The 20685-nt window shown below is 52.8% G+C and carries 11 protein-coding genes; 9 read left to right on the top strand and 2 right to left on the bottom strand.

The features are described from left to right. Window positions 1-80: 80 nt before the first annotated feature. Window positions 81-1181, bottom strand: a complete 1101-nt coding sequence (gene wecB / locus EHT87_RS17585; RefSeq protein ID WP_124907952.1) for a non-hydrolyzing UDP-N-acetylglucosamine 2-epimerase — start codon at window positions 1179-1181, stop codon at window positions 81-83. Between the two features lie 337 nt (window positions 1182-1518). Here wecB and EHT87_RS17580 point away from each other — a divergent pair, with 337 nt between their 5' ends. From EHT87_RS17580 to EHT87_RS17570, 3 genes are all read left to right on the top strand, one after another. Continuing rightward, a complete protein-coding gene (locus tag EHT87_RS17580; protein ID WP_124907951.1) occupies window positions 1519-4350 on the top strand; it encodes a hypothetical protein in 2832 nt (943 codons plus the stop codon). 3 nt (window positions 4351-4353) lie between these two features. Next, window positions 4354-6510 carry a glycoside hydrolase family 31 protein gene (locus tag EHT87_RS17575; protein WP_124907950.1) on the top strand — a complete coding sequence of 719 codons (2157 nt, stop codon included), beginning with the start codon at window positions 4354-4356 and terminating at the stop codon, window positions 6508-6510. A gap of 78 nt (window positions 6511-6588) precedes the next feature. After that, the gene (locus EHT87_RS17570; protein ID WP_124907949.1) at window positions 6589-8001 is read left to right on the top strand and encodes a GDSL-type esterase/lipase family protein; all 1413 of its coding nucleotides are present in this window, start codon (window positions 6589-6591) and stop codon (window positions 7999-8001) included. A 139-nt stretch (window positions 8002-8140) separates the two neighbouring features. On the opposite strand, the gene EHT87_RS17565 is transcribed toward EHT87_RS17570, so the two are convergent. After that, entirely contained in the window at window positions 8141-8407 is a 267-nt protein-coding gene (locus EHT87_RS17565) for a hypothetical protein (RefSeq protein WP_124907948.1), read from the bottom strand. A gap of 378 nt (window positions 8408-8785) precedes the next feature. Here EHT87_RS17565 and EHT87_RS17560 point away from each other — a divergent pair, with 378 nt between their 5' ends. The 6 genes from EHT87_RS17560 to EHT87_RS17535 all read left to right on the top strand — a co-directional run bounded on the left by EHT87_RS17560 (window position 8786) and on the right by EHT87_RS17535 (window position 20647). Beyond that, window positions 8786-9301 (top strand): RNA polymerase sigma-70 factor, encoded by a 516-nt coding sequence (locus EHT87_RS17560; protein WP_185716265.1) that lies wholly within the window; start codon window positions 8786-8788, stop codon window positions 9299-9301. Window positions 9302-9445: 144 nt separating this feature from the next. Then, window positions 9446-10705: a FecR family protein gene (locus tag EHT87_RS17555; RefSeq protein WP_124907946.1), complete on the top strand. Its 1260-nt coding sequence runs from the start codon at window positions 9446-9448 to the stop codon at window positions 10703-10705. A 294-nt stretch (window positions 10706-10999) separates the two neighbouring features. Continuing rightward, on the top strand, window positions 11000-14383 hold the full coding sequence (locus EHT87_RS17550) for a TonB-dependent receptor (RefSeq protein ID WP_185716264.1): 3384 nt from the start codon (window positions 11000-11002) through the stop codon (window positions 14381-14383). Between the two features lie 43 nt (window positions 14384-14426). After that, the gene (locus EHT87_RS17545) at window positions 14427-15959 is read left to right on the top strand and encodes a RagB/SusD family nutrient uptake outer membrane protein (protein WP_124907944.1); all 1533 of its coding nucleotides are present in this window, start codon (window positions 14427-14429) and stop codon (window positions 15957-15959) included. A gap of 543 nt (window positions 15960-16502) precedes the next feature. Continuing rightward, window positions 16503-18440: an SGNH/GDSL hydrolase family protein gene (locus EHT87_RS17540; protein ID WP_221622033.1), complete on the top strand. Its 1938-nt coding sequence runs from the start codon at window positions 16503-16505 to the stop codon at window positions 18438-18440. After that, entirely contained in the window at window positions 18437-20647 is a 2211-nt protein-coding gene (locus tag EHT87_RS17535; RefSeq protein ID WP_229321152.1) for an outer membrane protein assembly factor BamB family protein, read from the top strand. Before EHT87_RS17540 ends, EHT87_RS17535 begins: the two co-directional genes overlap by 4 nt. The last annotated feature ends 38 nt before the right edge of the window (window positions 20648-20685 follow it).

Here is a 20685-nt window from a genome sequence, read left to right as displayed (position 1 = left end):
GAGGGCCGGTGTGTAGAAAACTATCCAAATGTGGCTGCGGATCACCCGGCCAGTTGTACATGAAAGCCTTTCAGGCAGTGTCAGGCAAATAGAATCTCGGCCACCCGGTGGGCGGCTTTTCCGTCCCAAAGCGGAGGAATACGGCCCTTTTTGGCCCGGCCTTCCAGAATTTCGATCACCTTGCGGTGAACCGACTCCGGATTGAGGTCCGAAAGCAACTGGTTGGTTCCCAAATCGACGGTGACGGGGCGCTCGGTGCTGTCGCGGAAGGTCAGACAGGGAACCTGCAAATAGGTCGTTTCTTCCTGAATACCGCCCGAATCCGTCACGAGGATGGCCGCGTGCTCCATCAGATTCAAAAATTCCAGATAGCCCTGCGGTTCCATCAATTCCAGATTACCGATGGATTTCAGCCGGGACGACAAACCAAATTTTTCAAGGTTATGAAAGGTCCGCGGGTGAATCGGAAATAAGACTTTTTTGTAGCGGGCGGTGTCTTCGATGATTTGCAGAATGCTGCGCAAACCGTCTTCCGTATCGACATTGGCGGGCCGGTGCATCGTCATCAAAACGTATTCCCGGGGCTTTAAGCCTAATTTCTCGACGGTTTGCATTTTGGCTGCTTTCCGGCGGTAATGCACCAGCGAGTCGATCATGACATTGCCAACAAAATGTACTTTTCCGTCACAGACACCCTCGTGTTTTAGATTGTCCAGCCCCGCTTGTTCGGTTACAAACAACTGATCGGAAATGCTATCGGTCAGGATGCGGTTTATTTCTTCGGGCATTCGTCGGTCCTTACTCCGCAAACCGGCTTCGACGTGAACCACCGGAACGTGCATCTTCACGGCCACCAGGGCGCAGGCAATCGTCGAGGTGACATCGCCCACAACCAGCACCAGATCAGGCTGTTCGGTTTCCATTACGGTTTCAAATGCCAGCATAATCCGGGCGGTTTGCTGCGTAGGAGACCCTCCGCCGATGCCGAGAAAATAATCCGGTTTGGGGAGTTCCAGCTGGCTAAAAAAAACATCGCTCATTTTGGCGTCGTAATGCTGGCCGGTATGCACAATGACAGACCGAACGTTCGGATAGTGCTGAAAAGCCCGGTGTAAGGGCGCCACTTTCATGAAATTGGGCCGCGCACCAACGATATTCAGAATTTTGACTGGTTTTGACATAGGAAAAACGGGAAGAACAGGTCTGGGCCAAACCGGGGCACTGAACAGGGCTAGCCGATAAAACCGCCCTCCCTTCGGTTTGTGGCAAAGTACAGCACGATGCAAGACATCATTCGTAGTAATTTTGCCAATCTGCTCCGGTGCGGCTTTTGGTGGGCTTGTCTCCACCGCGTCTTTGAAAACCCGGAAATGCATTCCGGACAGCCATCGGGAAAGGCCCAGCCGGTGATCGACCGGATTAGGGATCGGCTGTAATAAAAAAAAGACCGTTTTGGCAGGAGAAACCACCGAAATTTCGCTTATTTCTCAATAGTTTTCCCACCGCAACCCATTGGACATGACTCACCTTTTCCTGAAACGAAACCTTTTCATTGCAATCCTGTGCGTACCCGGCTATGTTATCCGGGCCCAGTCCGTTGCCCCTCTTCCGGCTTATTCCAGCGAGCAACTGCGGAGCAAAACCGACTGGCTTCTGGCGTCCGGCAGCCAGAAGTCGGCGGTTTATCGGACAAAAGATGGTTTTCTGGCGCTGAGTAACGGCCTGATTACCCGCTCGTTTTCCCTCGAACCCAACGGCGCCACGGTGGGTCTGGACAACCTGACAACCGGCGAGTCGCTGCTTCGGTCGGTTTCGCCGGAAGCCATTCTCTGGATCAACGGCCACGAAATTAAAGTGGGTGGTTTGACGGGACAGCCGATCCAGAACTACCTGCTGGCGAACTGGACCAAAACCATGAAAGCCGATCCGTATAGCCTGAAAATGCTGAAGTACGAGGTGTCGCCGATCAAAAAACGGATGGAATGGAACCGCAGGACGGCCTGGTCGACGCAAAAAGCCGACTGGCCGCCCAAAGGCCTGGAACTGACATTTACCTACGGAACCACCGACGAAATTATCCGGAATAACCAAAACCGCCTGACCGCCGACGACCAGCGTACGAAGCTGCTGGATGACGATTTTCGGAGTCTGTCGCCCGACTGGAAAATCGTAGCGTCGCCCGGCAACCAATCCGCATCGTTCCGGAATGAAGGTAAACCGGGCGAAATCCAGATCCCGGACAACAGCACGTTGTTTGCCGAACGGCCGCTACCGGAAAAGACGGCGGTGGTCATTTGCAAGCTCAATTCCGGGACCGATCAAAGCCGGTATTACGGGCCGGGAATTGCCCTGACGTTCGATGATCGTGCGCCCGTTAAATTTTACCTCTCACCCGGAAACCGGCAATTCGGATTGCAAAACGGCGACAAAGGCGAGTTTTTCGAGGGTTTCGATCCCGCCAAATCGTGGTATTTACGTGCGGAAATGGGCGTTGGCAAGCTGATTGTATCCGTATCAGAAGACGGAATTGGCTATAAACTGCTCAGTACGCTCGATCTGGCATCGGTTCCGAAAGGCATCCGGATCGGGAAAACCGACCCGAAGGGCGGCACGTCGGAACAAACTACGGGTAAAGCGACTGGCCGCTGTCGGATTGAACAACTCACGTTGCTCGGTGGCCCGCAGAATCCGGGGGCCGACCTGGATTTTCTGAACGGACTGGTCGTAAAAGTGCATTACGAATTGTATGACGGCTTGCCCTTGCTCAGTAAATGGGTGACGGTCGAAACCCCATCCAGTGCGGGATTTATCCTGAACACCCTCAAAACCGAACACCTGGCGGTGACTGAAGCGGAAAGTGCGGTGGAAGCCAAACGGCGCTGGGAACTGCCCCCGATTTTTGCCCAGAGTGATTTTGCGTTTCAGTCGATGTCGCCCAATGCGTCCGAAAACGCCTGCGTCGAATGGCAGGAGGATGCAACGTACCGCACGCAGGTCAATTACAATCTGAAAACCCCGTCGGTTCTGGTTTGCCAGCCCAGGCAGGGCGTTGGGCAGAAGATCGTTCGCGGTCAGCCGTTCGAAAGCATGCGGCTTTGGGAATTGCTCTACGACTCCTGGGATCGGGAGCGCCGGGGTCTGGCCCAGCGGAAAATGTACCGCACGATTGCGCCCTGGGTAACCGAAAACCCGATCATCATGCACATCCGCAGTGCCGCCGATGCTGACGTAAAAAAAGCCGTCGATCAGTGTGCGGAGGCCGGTTTTGAAATGGCGATTCTGACGTTTGGGAGCGGTTTTGACATCGAAGACTCTACCCGTCAGAACCGCCTGAGGATGAAGGCGCTGAAAGACTACGCGGCCGCGAAAGGCGTGGCCATCGGCGGGTATTCCTTGCTCGCCAGCCGTTCCATCGATGCGAAAAATGACGTGGTGATGCCCAAACCGGACCTAAATCCGACGTTCGGTCATTCGCCCTGTCTGGAAAGCGAATGGGGACAACGGTATTTTGAGAATTTATACCGCTTTTACCAGGAAACCGGCATGGATTTGCTGGAACACGACGGTTCGTATCCGGGCGATATTTGCGCTTCCACCCACCACCCCGGCCACGCGGGGCTGGAAGATTCGCAGTGGAAACAGTTTGTCCGGATTCGTGATTTTTACCACTGGTGTCGCGGAAAAGGGATTTACCTGAATGTGCCCGACTGGTATTTTCTGGCCGGAAGCAGCAAGATTGCGATGGGCTACCGGGAAACGAACTGGTCGCTGCCCCGTGAGTTTCAGGAAATCATTGAACGACAGAATATTTACGATGGTACCTGGGAAAAAACACCGTCGATGGGCTGGATGTTCGTGCCGCTGGTGGAATACCACGGCGGGGGACCGGCGGCCACCATCGAGCCGCTGAAGGATCATTTACCCCATTATGAGCAGCGGATGGCGAATCTGTTCGGGGCCGGGGTTCAGGCCTGTTACCGGGGACCGCAGTTGTATGACGCTCCGGAAACAAAAGCCGTGGTTAAAAAATGGGTTGGTTTTTATAAGAAACACCGCCCCATCCTCGACGCCGATCTCATCCACCTGCGCCGACCCGACGGGCGGGACTACGATGCCATTCTGCACGTCGACCCGGCTGGAAAAGAAAAAGGCCTGCTGATGGTGTATAATCCACTGGATGAGCCCATTACCCGAACGCTGACGGTCGACCTGTATTATACCGGCCTGAAAAACCGGACCTCGGTCAGTAAGCAGGATGCCGCATTTGTGAGTCAGCCGCTGGACGGAACCAAACTAACGCTGAACGTGACTATTCCCGCAAAAAGTCAAACCTGGTACGTATTTCAATAAGCTATGAGACTCGTTTCGTCCTTCATTTTTGGATTTTCAGTATGTATTCTGTTGAAAACCAGTTCCGGGTTTGCCCAGCCAGCGACGTTTGAATGGCAACCCGTTGCGCCGGGCGTCTGGAAATCCGTCGTTGGAACGTCGGACGGTGTTACACCGCTGGGCATTGCGGAGGTAAAACCCCGGCTCGACGGGCTTCAGAAATTGGGCGATATTGCGTTTCCGGCGCTACTGGGCGAAAGTGTTCACGAAAAAGCGGATGGCAAGACCTTGTTGCGGTTTCCCCTGAAACCGGGCGAACAACTTTTCGGGCTGGGGCTCAATTTTAAAACAGTTCAGCAACGCGGCACGATCAAAACCCTGCATGTCGATCACTACAACGGCAAAGACAACGGCCGGACCCACGCGCCCGTTCCGTTTTACGTCTCCAGTCTGGGGTACGGTGTGTTGATCAATTCGGCCCGGTATATTACAGTGTACGCGGGAACGGGCGTGCTGGCGGAGGGCAAAAATGCTCCACCGGAAATGAACCGCAACAGCCAGAAAAACTGGAATCCGCAGCCCTATTCGGATGCCGTGGAGATGGTGGTTCCGGCAGCCGGAACGGAGGTTTACGTCTTTGCGGGGCGCAACGCGATGGAGGTCATGCAGCGGTACAATCTCTATTGCGGAGGAGGGACGTTGCCGCCCAAGTGGGGGCTGGGGTTCACACACCGCACGCCAACGCTGTTTACGGATGAACAGATTCTGAAGGAAGTAGCTGAGTTTGAGGCCAAAGGCTATCCGCTCAGTTTTGTGGGGCTGGAACCCGGCTGGCAGTCGCATTCGTATCCGAACAGCTTCGTCTGGGATAGCGTCCGGTTTCCGAAACCCGACCGGTTTCTGGCGCAGCTAGCCCGGAAAAACATTCGCTCCAACCTGTGGATCAATCCGTACGTTTCCACGCATTCGCCCATTTTCAAGGACGTTTTGCCGTATACCGGTTCGCACACGGTCTGGGTGGGCCGGGTTCCCGATTTCAATACCGCACCCGCCCGCCGGTTCTACAAGGAATTGTTCTCGAAACAGCACCTGTCCGTCGGGGTTTCGGGCTATAAAGTGGATGAGGTAGACGGCTACGATAACTGGCTGTGGCCGGATGTGGCCCGGTTTCCGTCCGGCATTGGCGCCGAGCAGATGCGGCAGATTTACGGCCTGCAGTTTCAGAAAATGACCGACGACTGGTTTCGGGAACGGAACCAGCGGACTTACGGGCTGGTGCGGGCTTCCAATGCGGGTTCGCCGGCTCTGCCGTACGTGATTTACAACGATTATTACGACCACCGCGATTTCATTACGGCCCTGTGTACCAGTAGCTTTGCGGGTGTTTTATGGACACCGGAAGCGCGGTCTTCCAAAACGTCGGAAGAATGGTTGCGCCGGATGCAAACGGTTTGTTTTTCGCCGATGGCCATGCTCAACGCCTGGGCCGACGGCACCAAACCGTGGACGTTTCCCGACGTGGCCGAAGACGTAAAAGCCGTCATGCTGTTGCGGATGCAGTTGCTGCCGTATCTCTACACGACGTTTGCGCAGTATCATTTTGAGGGAAAACCGCCGATTCGGGCCATGAATCTGGTGGACGGTTTTTCGTTTGATGAGCGCGCAACTGCCGGCTCCTTGAATTCTACCGAAAATCCCTACGCGATGGCGGTGAAAAAAGACATCAAAGACCAGTTTATGGTTGGCGATTATCTTCTGGTAGCGCCGTTGTTTGCCGGAGAAACCAGCCGGAACGTGATTCTGCCACCCGGTAATTGGTACGACTTTTATACCGGAAAGCTGGCTGGTGCGGGTGAAGTGATTGCGATTTCGCCGGGACTCGCCAAAATTCCGTTGTTTGTGAAAGAAGGCGGTATTATTCCGATGATTCCACCGGTTTTGCATACGCCCGCCGAAACGGAAAAACTGCCGTTGACGGTGCGCCATTACGGAAAAACAGAAGCCAGCTGGACGCTGTACGACGACGACGGCCAAACGTTTGACTACGACCGGGGCAGGTTTACGTGGACGAAACTGGACGTTAAAAAGAATAAAAAAGGCGAACTGACCGGCAGTTGGATTGCGCCCAAAGATCTGGCTTTTCACTATACCACCGTTTCCTGGGAGTTCATGACCCGCTAGCGTACCCACGGCCTCCAGCCTGTATTTATTTCTAAAACGTCAATAAAAGGATCGATCCAAAAGTAGCTGTTTGTCACCATGCGTTTCGTCACCCTGTTTTTTCTCACCTTCCTAACTCTCCCCGGTTTTTCGCAGAAAAAAATCCGGATTGCCTGCGTTGGCAACAGCATCACCCACGGAACGGTATTGCCCGATCGGGAGAAAAACAGCTACCCCGCGCAGCTGGCGGTTTTGCTGGGAGATCAATACGACGTCCGGAACTTCGGCAAAAGCGGAGCGACCTTACTACGGAAGGGGAATCTGCCGTACTGGACCAGCACCGAATACCGGCAGGCCCTCGATTTTCGGCCCGACTGGGTGTTCATCAAACTGGGAACCAACGATACGAAGCCGATGAACCGGGTTTATCTGACTGAATACCAGCAGGATTACCGGGACCTGATCGCGTCATTTCAGCAATTGCCGAGCAAGCCGAGGGTGGTGTTGCTGGTACCGGTTCCGGTTTTTTCGACCGATACGACCGGAATTACCGCCAGTGTGCTGGATAAACAGATTGTTCCCGGTGTGCGCCAGGTGGCATACGAAACCGGCTGTGACGTCATCAATCTGTACAATCTGTTTCTGGATTCAAAAGCGTTGGTGCCTGACCTGGTTCACCCCAATGTCGAAGGAACGGCGCGCATGGCCAAACGCATCAGCGAAGTTATTCACCGGAAAGAGGAAACCGGTTTTGATCTGATCAAAAAGGCGGATCTGACCACACAGGGGTTTAATTTCTACGGTTTTCAGGGGCACGACTTTCCGTTTCAGGGGCATAACGCCAAGATTGTGGTGCCCAAACGCGCGGCTCCCGGCCATCCGTGGGTCTGGCGCGCCCGGTTTTGGGGCCACGAACCCCAAACCGACATTGCCCTGTTGGAACGCGGTTTTCATGTCGTGTACTGCGACGTGGCCGAATTGTTTGGAAACGACGAAGCCCTGGCTACCTGGGATGCATATTACCAGCGGCTGACGAAAGCCGGTTTAGCGCCAAAAGCGGTCATGGAAGGCATGAGCCGGGGCGGAGTTTATAGTTACCGCTGGGCCGTCACCTACCCGGACCGTGTGGCGGCCATTTACGCGGATGCACCCGTTCTCGACCTGAAAAGCTGGCCGGGGGGCAACGGGAAAAGGCCAAAAGCAGCGAAGGAATGGGAGCAGTTCAAACAGGATTTCAAGCTAAAAACCGACGAAGAAGCGCTGGCCTTTAAAGGAAATCCGATCGATTTGACGGACGAGATCGTGAAAGCCGGTTTTCCGCTGCTGCACGTCGTGGGTGACGCCGATGAAGCCGTGCCGGTGGACGAAAATACGAATCCGTTCGAGCAGAAAATCAAATCCGCCGGCGGAACGATTCAGGTGATTCATAAACCGCTGATCGGCCACCATCCGCACAGCCTGCCTGATCCGCAGCCGATTGTCGATTTTATTCTGAAAGCCACCGGCTATTGACCCACCTGGGTGCAGGGCATCGGTTGTCGGCGACTTTATCAAACCGACACGAGTACCGTGGAATGCCAACCCAGAACCGTTCTGCCGACCACCAGCAAGGCGACAACATTGATCCGGCGCACGAGCTAAAACCGCAAAATCAGTTCAGGCAGCGGGGATTGGTGGCCAGCGTTTGCTTGTTTCGCTCCAGTTCCATCAGTACGGCTTTGGCGAAAGCTACCTTATCCGACTTGCGGTATTGCTCGATGGGCTGGGTTCTGGAAGGCGGGCAAAATTCCTGATTGATCTGTTGGCAGGCATCCCACAAATCCGGGTTGAGCTTGATTTTGTACTGGCGGATGGGCGTATCGGCGCCGAACCAGAGATTGATGATGTTACTGACGGTTGGTTTAATGACAACACTCATGGTGCAGGTGGTTATCGTTTATGAACCGAAGGTAGGCGTTGAACCACTGAGTTTCTAATTAATTATGTTCCAGTGGTTAAAATGCGGGTTCAAGCCGCAAAAAAGCGTGGATGAAGCGTTAACTTATTGCTTCGGATGGAAGCAAAGCCGCATACCTTAAAGCCCTAAACGTGAATTGCCTTATTTAATTTGCTCAAAAGAATTTTTCACGGTTTTATAAACTTATTAGACTATTTATAGATTATTTATACAATATTTGTAATCGCTCAGTATACCAACAGACTACTGCTTTTTAAATTATTCACCATTCGAATGGGCGCTTTAAGGAGGTTGTATTCAGCGGACAGCAATCCAGTGGGGAAACCGGACCACTTGGATTTGGAAGGTCTGTTTAAAGAGTTTTATGACCGTCTCGTCTACTTTTCCCTTCAACTCGTCAGAGATCAGGCACAGGCGCAGGATCTTGTGCAGGATGCTTTTATTACCTATTGGCAGGAGCGGGAATCGGTGTTGCAGAACCGGATTGCCATAAAAAACTATCTGTATACGACGGTTCGTAACGCCAGTCTGAATGTGATCCGTCATGGAAAAGTAGTGAATGCGTACGTGGAGCAGCAGGGCACGGCCGAGCCGGAAGAATTATCCATCATGGATGCCATTATTTCCTCCGAAGTCATTGCCGAGATTCACATTGCCATTGCCGCCCTGCCCGAAAACTACCGCCAGATTTCGGTCATGAGCTACCTGGAAGGGAAAAAGAACCAGGAAATCGCCGATGAGCTAGGCCTGTCGATCAATACCGTTAAAAAGCAGAAACACCGGGCCCTCGAACTCCTCCGACTCCGGCTGTCGCCCGAATTGTTCGGACTGTTTTTACTCTGGACAGCCAGCTAGATTTTCTAATACCTCTGAAATACAGTGTTTTATCAACTTATTTTTTGCGCCCCTTTCCCCGTTTGCAAAAACTTTTCAATTAAATTTTCTACTGGCTTTATCCTATTTCCGCCTTCAGGTGTCTCTATCGAGTAAAGCACCACTATGGAGGATTTCGGCGGTTATTTCAAACAGGGCGAGCTGATTGTCAAATATCTCAAGGGAGAACTGAACGATCGGGAGAAAGAGGAACTGGATCAGTGGATTGCCCAGAGCGCTCACAACCAGACTTTATTTGAAAAATTAACGGAAGAAGACAATCTGACGCTTCAGCTCGAACGGTTTACGCCGTCTGGTAAAGAAGAAGCCTGGGAACGAATCGTCGCTGAAACAGGCCGGAAATCGACTGAAAAGACTACGTATATAGGTATACGTTGGATGCGTTATGCGGCCGCTGCCTTGGTTCTTGTTGTGTCGGGCTTACTCGTTTATCGGTTTACCCATAAACCGGCGGTTGTATCTCCGGTGGTTCAGCGGCATTCGGACTTTGTGCCGGGTACCAACAAAGCCGTATTGACCCTGGCAGATGCGTCCCAAATCAACCTGGATGATGCGGTTAATGGTGAAATTGCCAAACAGGCGGACATGGTAATTACGAAAACCGCAGATGGCCAACTGGTGTACAATGCGTCGAAATCACCGGTTTCATCGGCGCAGGATTTGACGGCCAAACCGATTTACAATACCATTACCACGCCCCGGGGCGGCAAGTTTCGCGTCATTCTGCCCGATGGCAGCAAGGTATGGCTCAATGCCGCTTCGTCGCTGAAATATCCGACAAAGTTCCACCGGTCGGGACGGAACGTCGAGTTGTCGGGCGAAGCCTATTTTGAAATTGCCCGGTGTGTGGACGGGAAAAAAGCCGTGCCTTTTCGAGTTCAGTCGGCAGGTCAAATCGTGGAGGTTCTGGGTACGCACTTCAACATCAACAGTTATTCGGATGAAGCCATCGTAAAAACAACCCTACTGGAAGGCAGTGTGAAGGTGGTCAATACCCAGGCCGGAACAGAACCCGATACTAATCCGGAAAGCGGATCACTGGCGCTGGTGCTGAAACCCGGGCAGCAGTCGCAACTGGCTCCCGGTAGTCGGCCGAAACTGAATGTAATTGCCCAGGCGGATCTGGAAGAAGCGGTAGCCTGGAAAAATGGCCAGTTTCAATTCAGGGATACTGATTTACAGACCATTATGCGCCAGATTTCCCGCTGGTATGACGTGGAAGTTGACTTCCAGGGCAAAATACCGGAGGCAAAATACCGGGGCAAAATTTCCAGGGATGTACCCCTCTCCCAGATTTTTCAGATTCTGCAATCGAGTGGTGTAAACTTTAAAATAGATGGACGAAAAATAACGGTCAAATCATGATCTGTATGGGTTGTTTTCGGCCAGGCCGGAACTGCCAACAGGATTCCCATTAAAAAGCCGGACCGTGTTGCGAGCACGTCCGGCCTGATACCTGGGATTACCTGCCTGAAACAGACAGGAACGTAAAATTTCAATTGGCGTAGAAATCGTTACAAACTCCCAAATCCTTACAAAAGTATGGAATATTCTACTGTTTACCTACGGCTCTGCCCGACAGAGCCGTGGCGCCGGATTAGCAGGCTAATCAGGGCGTTGTTTACGGGCCTGAGTCCGGATGCAAAACGAAAATTGATTATGCGAATCAACTTTACCACGATCCTGTTGCTGGCTGCCTGTGTGCATATTTTTGCCGCCGGATACGGTCAGCAACGCATTTCGCTCCACGAGCGAAACGCTCCGCTCGAAAAGGTACTGGATAAGATCGAACAGCAAAGTGGCTATTCATTCTGGCTGCAGACCGATCTGTTGTTAAAGAGCAATAAAGTTTCGCTCCATGTAAGGAATGCCGCTCTGGAGACGGTGTTGGACGAAGTGTTTAAAAATCAGCCGTTAAGCTATTCGATTATTAATAAAACCATTGTAATCAAAAAGAAAACGGAGCCGGTTATTGACAAAACAACAACGATTTCACCGCTGACCGGTGCCGAGTCCCGGCCCGACCCGACCGTGGAGCCGAGTCCGGAACTGGAGCGAAAGATGGCTTATTACCTGGCCGACCGGATTCAGCGTTCCCAAAACGCACTGATTACCGTCAGTGGTAAAGTCTCAGACGAAAAAGGCGAAGGGCTTCCCGGCGTCAATATTGTGGTGAAAGGAACGCAGAAAGGAACGACTTCCGACGCGCAGGGCTTTTACCGCATCGACGTGGCCGATCAGAACGTAACACTGGTTTATAGCTTTGTCGGCTTTGAAAGTCAGGAGGTTGCGGTCGGAAGCCGCAACACGCTCAATGTGACGCTGAAGGTGAGCGAGAAAGGGTTACAGGAGGTGGTTGTGGTCGGATACGGCGAACAGCGCAAAAGCGATGTCACGGGATCGAGCAGCACGGTAACGTCCAGGGAAATTGCCAAACGGCCGCTGATGCGGGTCGAACAGGCGTTGCAGGGAACGGCCTCGGGCGTGATGGTTTCCAGCAACAGCGGCCAGCCGGGGCGGGGTCTGAGCGTTCGCATCCGGGGTGTCAATTCCATCACGGGTTCCAACGAGCCGCTGTATGTCATCGACGGGTTTATTGGGGCCAACATCGAGTCCATCAATGTGAACGATATCGAGTCGCTGGAAATTCTGAAAGATGCGTCGGCCACCGCCATTTATGGCTCCCGGGGTTCCAACGGTGTGGTGCTGATTACGACCAAATCGGGGGTGGAAGGCAAGGCGAAAGTGAATTTCAGCACCTGGTTCAGCAAAGGGCGGATGCCCCGGAAACTGGATCTGATGAATGCCTACGATTTTGCCCGAACGGTTAATGCCCAGTTTGCCTCGACGGGCAATGCGCCCGCGTTTTCGGATGCCCGGCTTCAGGAATTGAAGGCCAGCGGGGGGACGGACTGGCAGGATGAACTCCATCAGGAACCGTTGATTCAGAATTACCAGCTCGATGTTTCCGGTGGGTCGTCCAACGTCCGGTACCTGATTTCGGCCAATTACCTCGACCAGCCCGGTTTGATTCTCAATCAATATTACAAGCGAACCACGCTGCGGGCGAATATCGACGCCAAGCTGAGCGAGCGGCTGAACCTGAAATTTAACCTGGCTGCGGTTTTGCCCAACAGCCGCAACAACAACTACGCGGGCGATTTGACCGATCCGTTTACGCAGGCCACCGAATGGGACCCCACCTCGCCCGTCCGCGACCCGGCCACCGGCCAGTTTATCCTGACCGCTCCCTACGGCTCGATACAGTTTAATCCGGTGGCCCGCGCCACCAATCAGTTTGAAGACAGCCGCAACACGAACGTGACCGGAACCGGTATTTTGACCTACCGGATTCTGGACGGCCTGACGTTTACTGCGAATACGACGTACCAGATCGGTTCTCCCTTCAACCAGACGTTGTATGGACCGGGCACCGGTAACGGCGTCCTGTACGCGCAGGGCAATGCATCCCGGAACTGGGGTTTTCAGAATAGTAATTTCCTTACCTACAAACACAATTTCGGGGAACATGCCATCACCCTGACGGCCCTGTATGAACAGCAGCAGGGGCAGGGCATGTCGATCAATGCCCGGGCCAACAGCCTGTCGACCTACGCACTGGGGTACTACAACCTGAGTTTAGGCGCGACCCAGCAAACGTCTTCCGGCTATTCGGCGGATGCCTTGCAATCGTACCTCGGACGGATCAACTATTCGTATAAAGACAAATATTTGCTGACGGCCAGCGTCCGGACGGACGGTTCGTCGCACTTAACGCAGAAATACAGCACCTTTCCATCGCTTGCGATCGGCTGGAATCTGGCGAAGGAGGAGTTTATGCAGAATTCCAAGGTGTTTTCTGACTTGAAACTCCGCGCCAGCTACGGGCAAACCGGTAACCAGGCCGTGGGCGCGTATGCGACTATTGCCCAGATTACGACCGGTGGTGGCCAGCCTGCTTACTACTACGACGGCACGACGCCCAGCGTGGCCACGCCACTGGGATCGCCGGTTTCGAGCAGCCTGAAATGGGAAACCACGACGCAGTACGATGTTGGGATCGATGCGGCATTTTTACGTGGACGGTTGACATTCACGGCGGATGCCTACCAGAAAAAAATCTCGAATCTGCTCTATGACTACCAGGCTCCCTTTTACTTAGGCGGTGGAAATTACCTGCGCAACATCGGCAGCGTCGAAAACAAAGGACTCGAATTTGCGCTGGGCGGCACTCCGCTGGCGGGCCGGAAAGTACGCTGGACCACCAATTTCAACATTACGTTCAACCGCAACAAGGTGCTGGATCTGGGTGGTCTGGACAACGTTATCGTCAACGGCGTCGGGTCGGCTCTGAACAGTGCGTCGATCCTGCGGGTGGGTCGTCCGTTGGGTGAATTCTACGGCTACCAGTTCCTGGGAACCTGGAAAACGAGTGAGGCCGATCAGGCGGCTTTGTTTGGGATGAAACCGGGCGATGCCAAATACGTGGATGTCAACGGCGACCATGCCTATACGACCGCCGACCGGGCACCCATCGGCAACGGGACGCCCAAATACGCTTTCGGGTTCATCAACGACGTGACCTACGGCCATTTTACCTTCAGCCTCATGTTCCAGGGAACGCACGGCAACCAGATTTACTCCCAGACGCTGGCGTATCTGTGGGGCGGTCTGGGCGATCAGCGCAACGCGACCACCTCCGACGCGTTGAACATCTGGACGGCTCAGAATCAGACGGATAACCCGGCTTTTAGCAACACCAGCAAGAATTTTAACAACAGCAGCCGGTATGTCTACGACGGCAGTTACATCAAACTGAAAAACATCTCCCTGGCGTATCGCCTGCCGGAGGCCGTTTTGAACAAGGCCAAAATCCGCAACCTGGAAGTCTACGTGAGTGGTCAGAACGTGTTCATGATCACCAACTATCCGGGGTATGATCCGGAAGTATCCAACGGCACCAACGCCATCACGCAGGGCCTGGAAATGGGGGTGATTCCGAATCCGAAAACCTTCACCGTGGGATTGAGACTCGGTTTGTAACCAGTCGCTTTGTCTGTTTTACTTATCTGCTAAAAACGAAATCATGAACACCAGATATTCACTACTAGTCACCTTGCTTGGGGCGATTTTGATGGCAGGCTGTCAAAGTTTGGAGGAAGACCCCAAAGGGAGTCTGACGCCGGGGACGTATTTTAAAACGCAGGCCGATCTGGATGCATCCGTCTCGGCGATTTACATCCAGTTTGCCCGCGACGGTGCCTGGGGCTTCACCAACCGGAGCACCTCGTATTTTGGTTCCGACGATTTTACCACCGATCCGGGCCTGAACAAAGAAGATTTCCGGTTATTCGACCGCCTGAGTGGTGGCAGCGGTAACCTGAGCCTGGTTGCCCAGTGGCAGGGGCCCTGGCAGGGCATTTATCAGGCCAATAATGTGATTGCCAATTATGCCAAAGTGAGTTCAACCGAAGTGCTGAAAAACCAGGCTGCGGGTCAGGCGTATTTCCTGCGGGCTCTGGGCTATTTCTATCTGGTACGGACGTTCGGGCCGGTTCCGATCATCCTGACGCCGATCGATGTGAACGACCGTCCGCCCCGCGATCCGGTTGACAAAGTGTATGCGGCCATTATCAGTGACTTGAAAAAGGCCAGGGAGTTGCTGCCACCTTCGTTTCCGAACCAACCCGGCAAAGCCAACCAGATGGCTGCCCGCTCGCTTCTGGCCGATGTGTATTTAAACATGACCGGCTGGCCACTGAATCAAACCGCTAATTATGCGCTGGCAGCCGAAGAGGCCAACTCGGTGATTCAGTCGAATCAGTATAATTTGAACACGCCCTATGCGACGGTTTTTACGACCAACAACAGCTCGGAATCCATTTTCGGGTTGCAGTATAATGTGGGCGGTGGGCTGCCGTTGCGCAGCGCCGGGTCGTCGTCGGTGCCGCTGGATGAGGTTGCCGTGAACGGATCGAGCGGCTGGGACGACTACTATCCCGAAATCAATTTCTACAAAAACGCGCCAAAATGCAGCCGGACGGACGACACGTTCTACACGACGATCAAGCTGCGGCAACCGGACGGCAAAACGTTTAAGCTCGTTCCCTGGGATTCGCCAGAAACCCACGCCCGCCATCCGTATTATAAGAAATTCCGGGCCGGATTGAACGGCGACGGCGTTTCGGAAACCGCCACCTCGATTGCTTCCATCAATCCGAGCACCAACAAGGTCTACGATATTATTCGCTATCCGCTGGTTTTGCTGGCTTATGCCGAAGCATCTGCCATGGCGGCCAACGGCCCAACTGCGGCCAGTTACAATGCGATCAATCTGGTCAGACGCCGGGCCGGGCTACCTGATTTAACGCCGGGACTAACGGCAACGGCTTTTCGGGATGCGGTCGTGTATGAACGGGCCTACGAATTTGCCGGCGAGTTTGGCGTGCGCTGGTTCGATATTGTCCGGTTGCAACTGCTTCCGAAAATTATAGCAGAACGCAGTCCGGAAGAAAATCCGATTCCGGCCAACACCAACATCAATCAGAAGTATCTGGCGCCCATTCCGTTCAATGAAATGACGCGGAATCCGGCCTGGGTGCAGAATGAAGGGTATTGATTTTTGATGAGTTTGACTATTCCTCACCCGAGTATCCTGGTTTAATTGCGTTTCGGCGTAGTTAAGCCAGGTTTTTATACATTTTTTTTGCCCTGATGGTATGAACGGTGGAACCCCGGAGGGGTGGTCACCGTTCTCGCTCGCGTGTCGCGAGTGAGGAATATCAATAGGGCCTCCGGCCCGAAGATGGCTTCGAGCCAATGGTTTAGCTGATCACGACTCGGGCCGGAGGCCCTACTGATATTCCTCACTCGCGACACGCGAGCGAGAACGGGAAGAACGGGATTTTTGGCCCTGACGGTATGAATGGTGGAACCCCGGAGGGGTGGTCTGTTAATAGGAAGAATGCAACAAATCCTACTTTCAATTCCCGGGATAAAAAACCGGATTTTCATGTTGCAACCACCCTTTTAAGTCGTATTGCTGTCTACTTTATCTACAATGAATACGCTAAAACAAAAGGCTCCTTTACCCAAACCGGCTGCTAAAAAAGTTGTTTTATTTAAAGTGTTTAGTATTTTATTCCCGCTCCTAATCCTTGGTTTGGTTGAAGTTTCGCTGCGGGTTTTTCACTACGGGTATGATTTAAGGTTATTTATTGACTATCCTGACGATAAAAACTACCTGGTTTTTAATCCGCACGCATCCAAAAAGTATTTCGCCAATCAGGCCCTTGCCACAACCGGAAATTCTGAATTATTTAAAAAGAAAAAGGACGCTACTACCCTGCGGATTTTTGTGCTGGGTGAATCCACTACCATCGGTTATCCGTATTTTCACAACGGATCGTTTCACCGCTGGCTGCAATACCGTTTGATGCATACATTTCCTGATCGGGATTTTGAAATCATTAACATAGCATTGACGGCGGTAAATTCGTATACGGTTTTGGGATTTGCCCGGGAAGTGGCCGATTATGAGCCGGATGCGGTCTTGATTTACACCGGCCACAACGAATACTACGGGGCACTGGGTGTTGGCTCCACCGAAACGCTGGGTGGTAATCCGCAACTGGTGAATGCGCTTCTCTCGCTGCGGGATTTCCGGATTACGCAACTGATTACCAGCGTATACGAAAAGCTCCGGACGGCTTTTGTATCGAATACCGCCAGTTCGGGCGGAACCCGAATGAAGCTGATGGTGGCCGATCAGCAAATACCGTATCAATCAGAACTTTACAAGAGGGGCGTCGAACAGTTTCGGTTTAATATGAACGAGACACTGGCGTTTCTGGCTAAGCGGAACATCCCGGTTTTCATCAGTAATCTGGTCAGTAATGAAAAAGATCTGAAACCGTTCGTGAGTTTTCCGGTCGATAACCTGCAGTTTCCCGCGTTTAAAAAGAACTACGATCTTGGCTTAAAATCGCTTCAAGAGAACGACTCATCATCGGCTTATGCCTATTTAAAAATCGCCGATCAGCGGTTTTCACGCCATGCACTTTGCCAGTATTATTTGGGGAAACTGGCTTATAACCGGGGCGATTTCAAACAGGCGAAGGCGTATTTTTCTAAGGCGAAAGATTTGGATGGTTTGCGGTTCAGAGCACCGGAAGAATTTAATGATGTGATCAATCAGTTGTGCCGAACGCATAAAAATGCTCATCTGGTGGATGCGAAAGCACAGTTTGAAGCCCATTCGGCGAATAAAATAATTGGTGATGAACTGATTCTGGAGCACGTTCATCCGGACTTACGAGGATACGCAATTCTATCCGACGCTTTTTATAAAGCACTGAAAGATACCAAACTAGTTGACGTAAATTCAGAGAAAGAACTGAGTTTCGACCAGCTTTTGCGAGAAATGCCGATTACAAAAGTGGATTCGTTGGCTGGACTTTATAAAGTGGCCGGTCTTAAAAGATCGTGGCCATTTAACGAAGCGCTTACGATTACTTCGTTCCGGGTTGAATCGGAAGAAGAAAAAATCGCGTATGCGTTGGCCACCAGACGCACCGAATGGCTTCCGGCCATTCATAAGTTATTTAGCCATTACACCACCAACCGCGACTTTATAAAGGCGAGAAAAACCGTTGAAGCCCTGGTTCTCGAATACCCGACCGACGCGCAGTATTCCGAAAAAGTTGCTATGCTGAGTGGGGAAGTAAAAGATTATAAAAAGGCCATTTTCTATTTTAAAAAAGCGTTTAATCTCGCGCCTTCTTTCGATAAAGCCCGGTTTCTCTTCGTTCTTTACTTAAAAATAGATCAGCCGAAGCAAGCCCTTCCGTATCTGGATTACGCGATGGCGAACAACACGGCAGGAATGAATCTGGGTCCCGTCAGGCAGTATACCGAGCAGGTTATTCAACTTCAAAACGCCTACAGCCGCGATTCGGCGAATATTTCCGTTTTAAATGAAATTGCCACTGCGTATTTTCGGATGGACAATAAAGATGGCGCAGCCAAATACGTTCAAAAAGTTTTAAAAACCGATGCCGACAACAGGGAAGCATTGGCACTCCTAAACCGTCTTAAATGAAAAATCGAAAAATGAATCTTTTTAAACAAGGATTCAACAGCATTACGCCCAGACGGGTTGTGTCCGGGTTGCTGCTGGGAAGCTGCCTGATGTATGGTCTGAATCAGCGGGATACGGCCCCGGATACGGGCAAAGACTGGCCCAATTACGGCGGCAACAAAGCCGGAAACCGGTATTCGCCCCTGAACCAGATCAATCTCGAAACCGTCAAAAATTTGCAGGTCGCCTGGATGTATGACGCGTCCGAAAAACCGGACGGGAATACTCCCGGTCGCCGGGGTGGCCGCGCCATTCAGTGCCAGCCCATCGTTGTGCATGGGGTTTTGTACGGGACCACGCCCGACCTGAAGCTGTTTGCCCTCAAAGCCGGAACCGGCGAGCAACTTTGGAAATTCGAGCCGTCAAAAAATGACCGGCTGAACTCGAACCGGGGCGTGATGTACTGGGAAAATGGCAGCGATAAACGCATTTTGTACACAGTAGGGTCGAGCCTGTATGCCGTCAATGCCGAAACCGGGCAAATTGTTACCCGTTTTGGAACCGATGGGAGAGTGGATCTGCACGAGGGGCTTCAGACCAATATGGATCATGATGTCAGCAAATTGTCGGTGACGGCCACCTCGCCCGGCATCATTTATCGGAACACGGTGGTGATGGGGTCGAGCGTATCCGAATCCGGCGATGCGGCTCCCGGCCACGTGCGGGCGTTTGACGTCATTACCGGAAAACTGAAGTGGGTTTTTCATACCATTCCGCAGCCGGGCGAGTTCGGTTACGACACCTGGCCCAAAGATGCCTACAAAAAAATTGGCGCCACCAACAACTGGAGCGGGTTGTCGCTGGATGAAAAACGGGGCGTCGTTTATTTCGGTACCGGCTCGCCGGCTTCCGATTTTTACGGGGGCGACCGCAAAGGGGCCAATCTGTTTGCCAATTGTATTCTGGCGCTGGAGGCCGAAACAGGTAAAATGAAGTGGTATTACCAGACTATTCATCACGATTTGTGGGACCGCGATCACCCGAGTCCGCCGAACCTGATCACGCTGAAACGCAACGGGAAAACCGTCGATGCGGTGGTGCAGGCAACGAAAGACGGGTTGGTGTACGTTTTGGATCGGGATAAGGGAACCTCGCTGTTTCCGGTTGAAGAGCGTAAAGTGCCCACGAACGGTTTGCCCGGCGAGAGCCCGTACCCCACCCAAAAATACCCGCTTAAACCGCTGCCACTCAATCGTCAGGTCTATACCGAAGCCGATATTACCGACCTGTCGCCGGAGGCTCATGCCTACGTGAAAGAGCGGTTTTTGAAAATCAGGACGGATCACAAATTTACTCCGCCCAACACAACCGGAACTCTGCTTTTTGGCTACAGCGGGGGCGCCGAATGGGGTGGAAACTCGATCGATCCGCAGGGTATTCTGTATCAGAACGTCAACGAAGAACCGTGGGAATTGATTATGGCGGAGCGGTCCGGTTTGAACACGCAGAAAAATCCGGTGACGGCAGGCAACGCCCTCTATAGTGCCAATTGCTCGGCCTGTCACGGCCAGGACCGGAAAGGCAGCGGGCCGGAACTGCCGAGTCTGGTCGATATTGGTAAAAAGCGGTCGGCAGACGAGATCAAAACGCTGCTCAAAACCGGCAGTGGCCGGATGCCTTCCTTCCAGCATCTGTCGGAAAAAGAACGCGATGCCATCGTCAATTTTTTGCTGAACAAGGAAACGGGCCCGGCAACGGTCGCCAGCGCCCCGGCTCCGGCCCCGAAGAGCGGTTTTCCGTATGTTCCGGCTTACGTGAGCAAAGTCTGGCAGCGGTTTACCGATCAGAACGGCTATCCGGGCATCAAACCGCCCTGGGGAACGCTGAATGCCATCGACCTGAACACCGGTGATTACCTCTGGCGGGTTCCGTTGGGTGAATACCCGGAACTGACAAAAAAAGGGGTTCCCATCACCGGGACGGACAGTTACGGCGGGCCACTTTCCACGGCCGGAGGGCTGGTGTTTATTGCCGGAACCAAGGACGAAAAGATCCGGGCCTTCGACAAGAAAACCGGCAAGGTGGTCTGGGAATACCAGCTTCCGGCGGGCGGTTTTGCAACGCCGATCAGCTACGAAATTGACGGAAAACAGTACGTCGTGATTGCCGCCGGTGGGGGCAGAGGTCAGAAAATTGGCGGAAATTACATTGCTTTTGCACTCAAATAGGTGTACCCAAGTACCCAAGGACTTTAGGCCGTGGGTAC

Source organism: Larkinella knui (genome assembly GCF_003858645.1).
Lineage (GTDB): Bacteria > Bacteroidota > Bacteroidia > Cytophagales > Spirosomataceae > Larkinella > Larkinella knui.
Note: the sequence above shows the minus strand (reverse complement) of the source record. Positions and strands in the feature narration are given on the sequence as shown.

What these genes read in the sequence shown, in the direction of transcription:
- wecB (WP_124907952.1), bottom strand. Translation starts at nt 1,181, where the DNA reads ATGTCAAAACCAGTCAAAATTCTGAATATCGTTGGTGCGCGGCCCAAT.
- EHT87_RS17580 (WP_124907951.1), top strand. Translation starts at nt 1,519, where the DNA reads ATGACTCACCTTTTCCTGAAACGAAACCTTTTCATTGCAATCCTGTGC.
- EHT87_RS17575 (WP_124907950.1), top strand. Translation starts at nt 4,354, where the DNA reads ATGAGACTCGTTTCGTCCTTCATTTTTGGATTTTCAGTATGTATTCTG.
- EHT87_RS17570 (WP_124907949.1), top strand. Translation starts at nt 6,589, where the DNA reads ATGCGTTTCGTCACCCTGTTTTTTCTCACCTTCCTAACTCTCCCCGGT.
- EHT87_RS17565 (WP_124907948.1), bottom strand. Translation starts at nt 8,407, where the DNA reads ATGAGTGTTGTCATTAAACCAACCGTCAGTAACATCATCAATCTCTGG.
- EHT87_RS17555 (WP_124907946.1), top strand. Translation starts at nt 9,446, where the DNA reads ATGGAGGATTTCGGCGGTTATTTCAAACAGGGCGAGCTGATTGTCAAA.
- EHT87_RS17550 (WP_185716264.1), top strand. Translation starts at nt 11,000, where the DNA reads ATGCGAATCAACTTTACCACGATCCTGTTGCTGGCTGCCTGTGTGCAT.
- EHT87_RS17545 (WP_124907944.1), top strand. Translation starts at nt 14,427, where the DNA reads ATGAACACCAGATATTCACTACTAGTCACCTTGCTTGGGGCGATTTTG.
- EHT87_RS17535 (WP_229321152.1), top strand. Translation starts at nt 18,437, where the DNA reads ATGAAAAATCGAAAAATGAATCTTTTTAAACAAGGATTCAACAGCATT.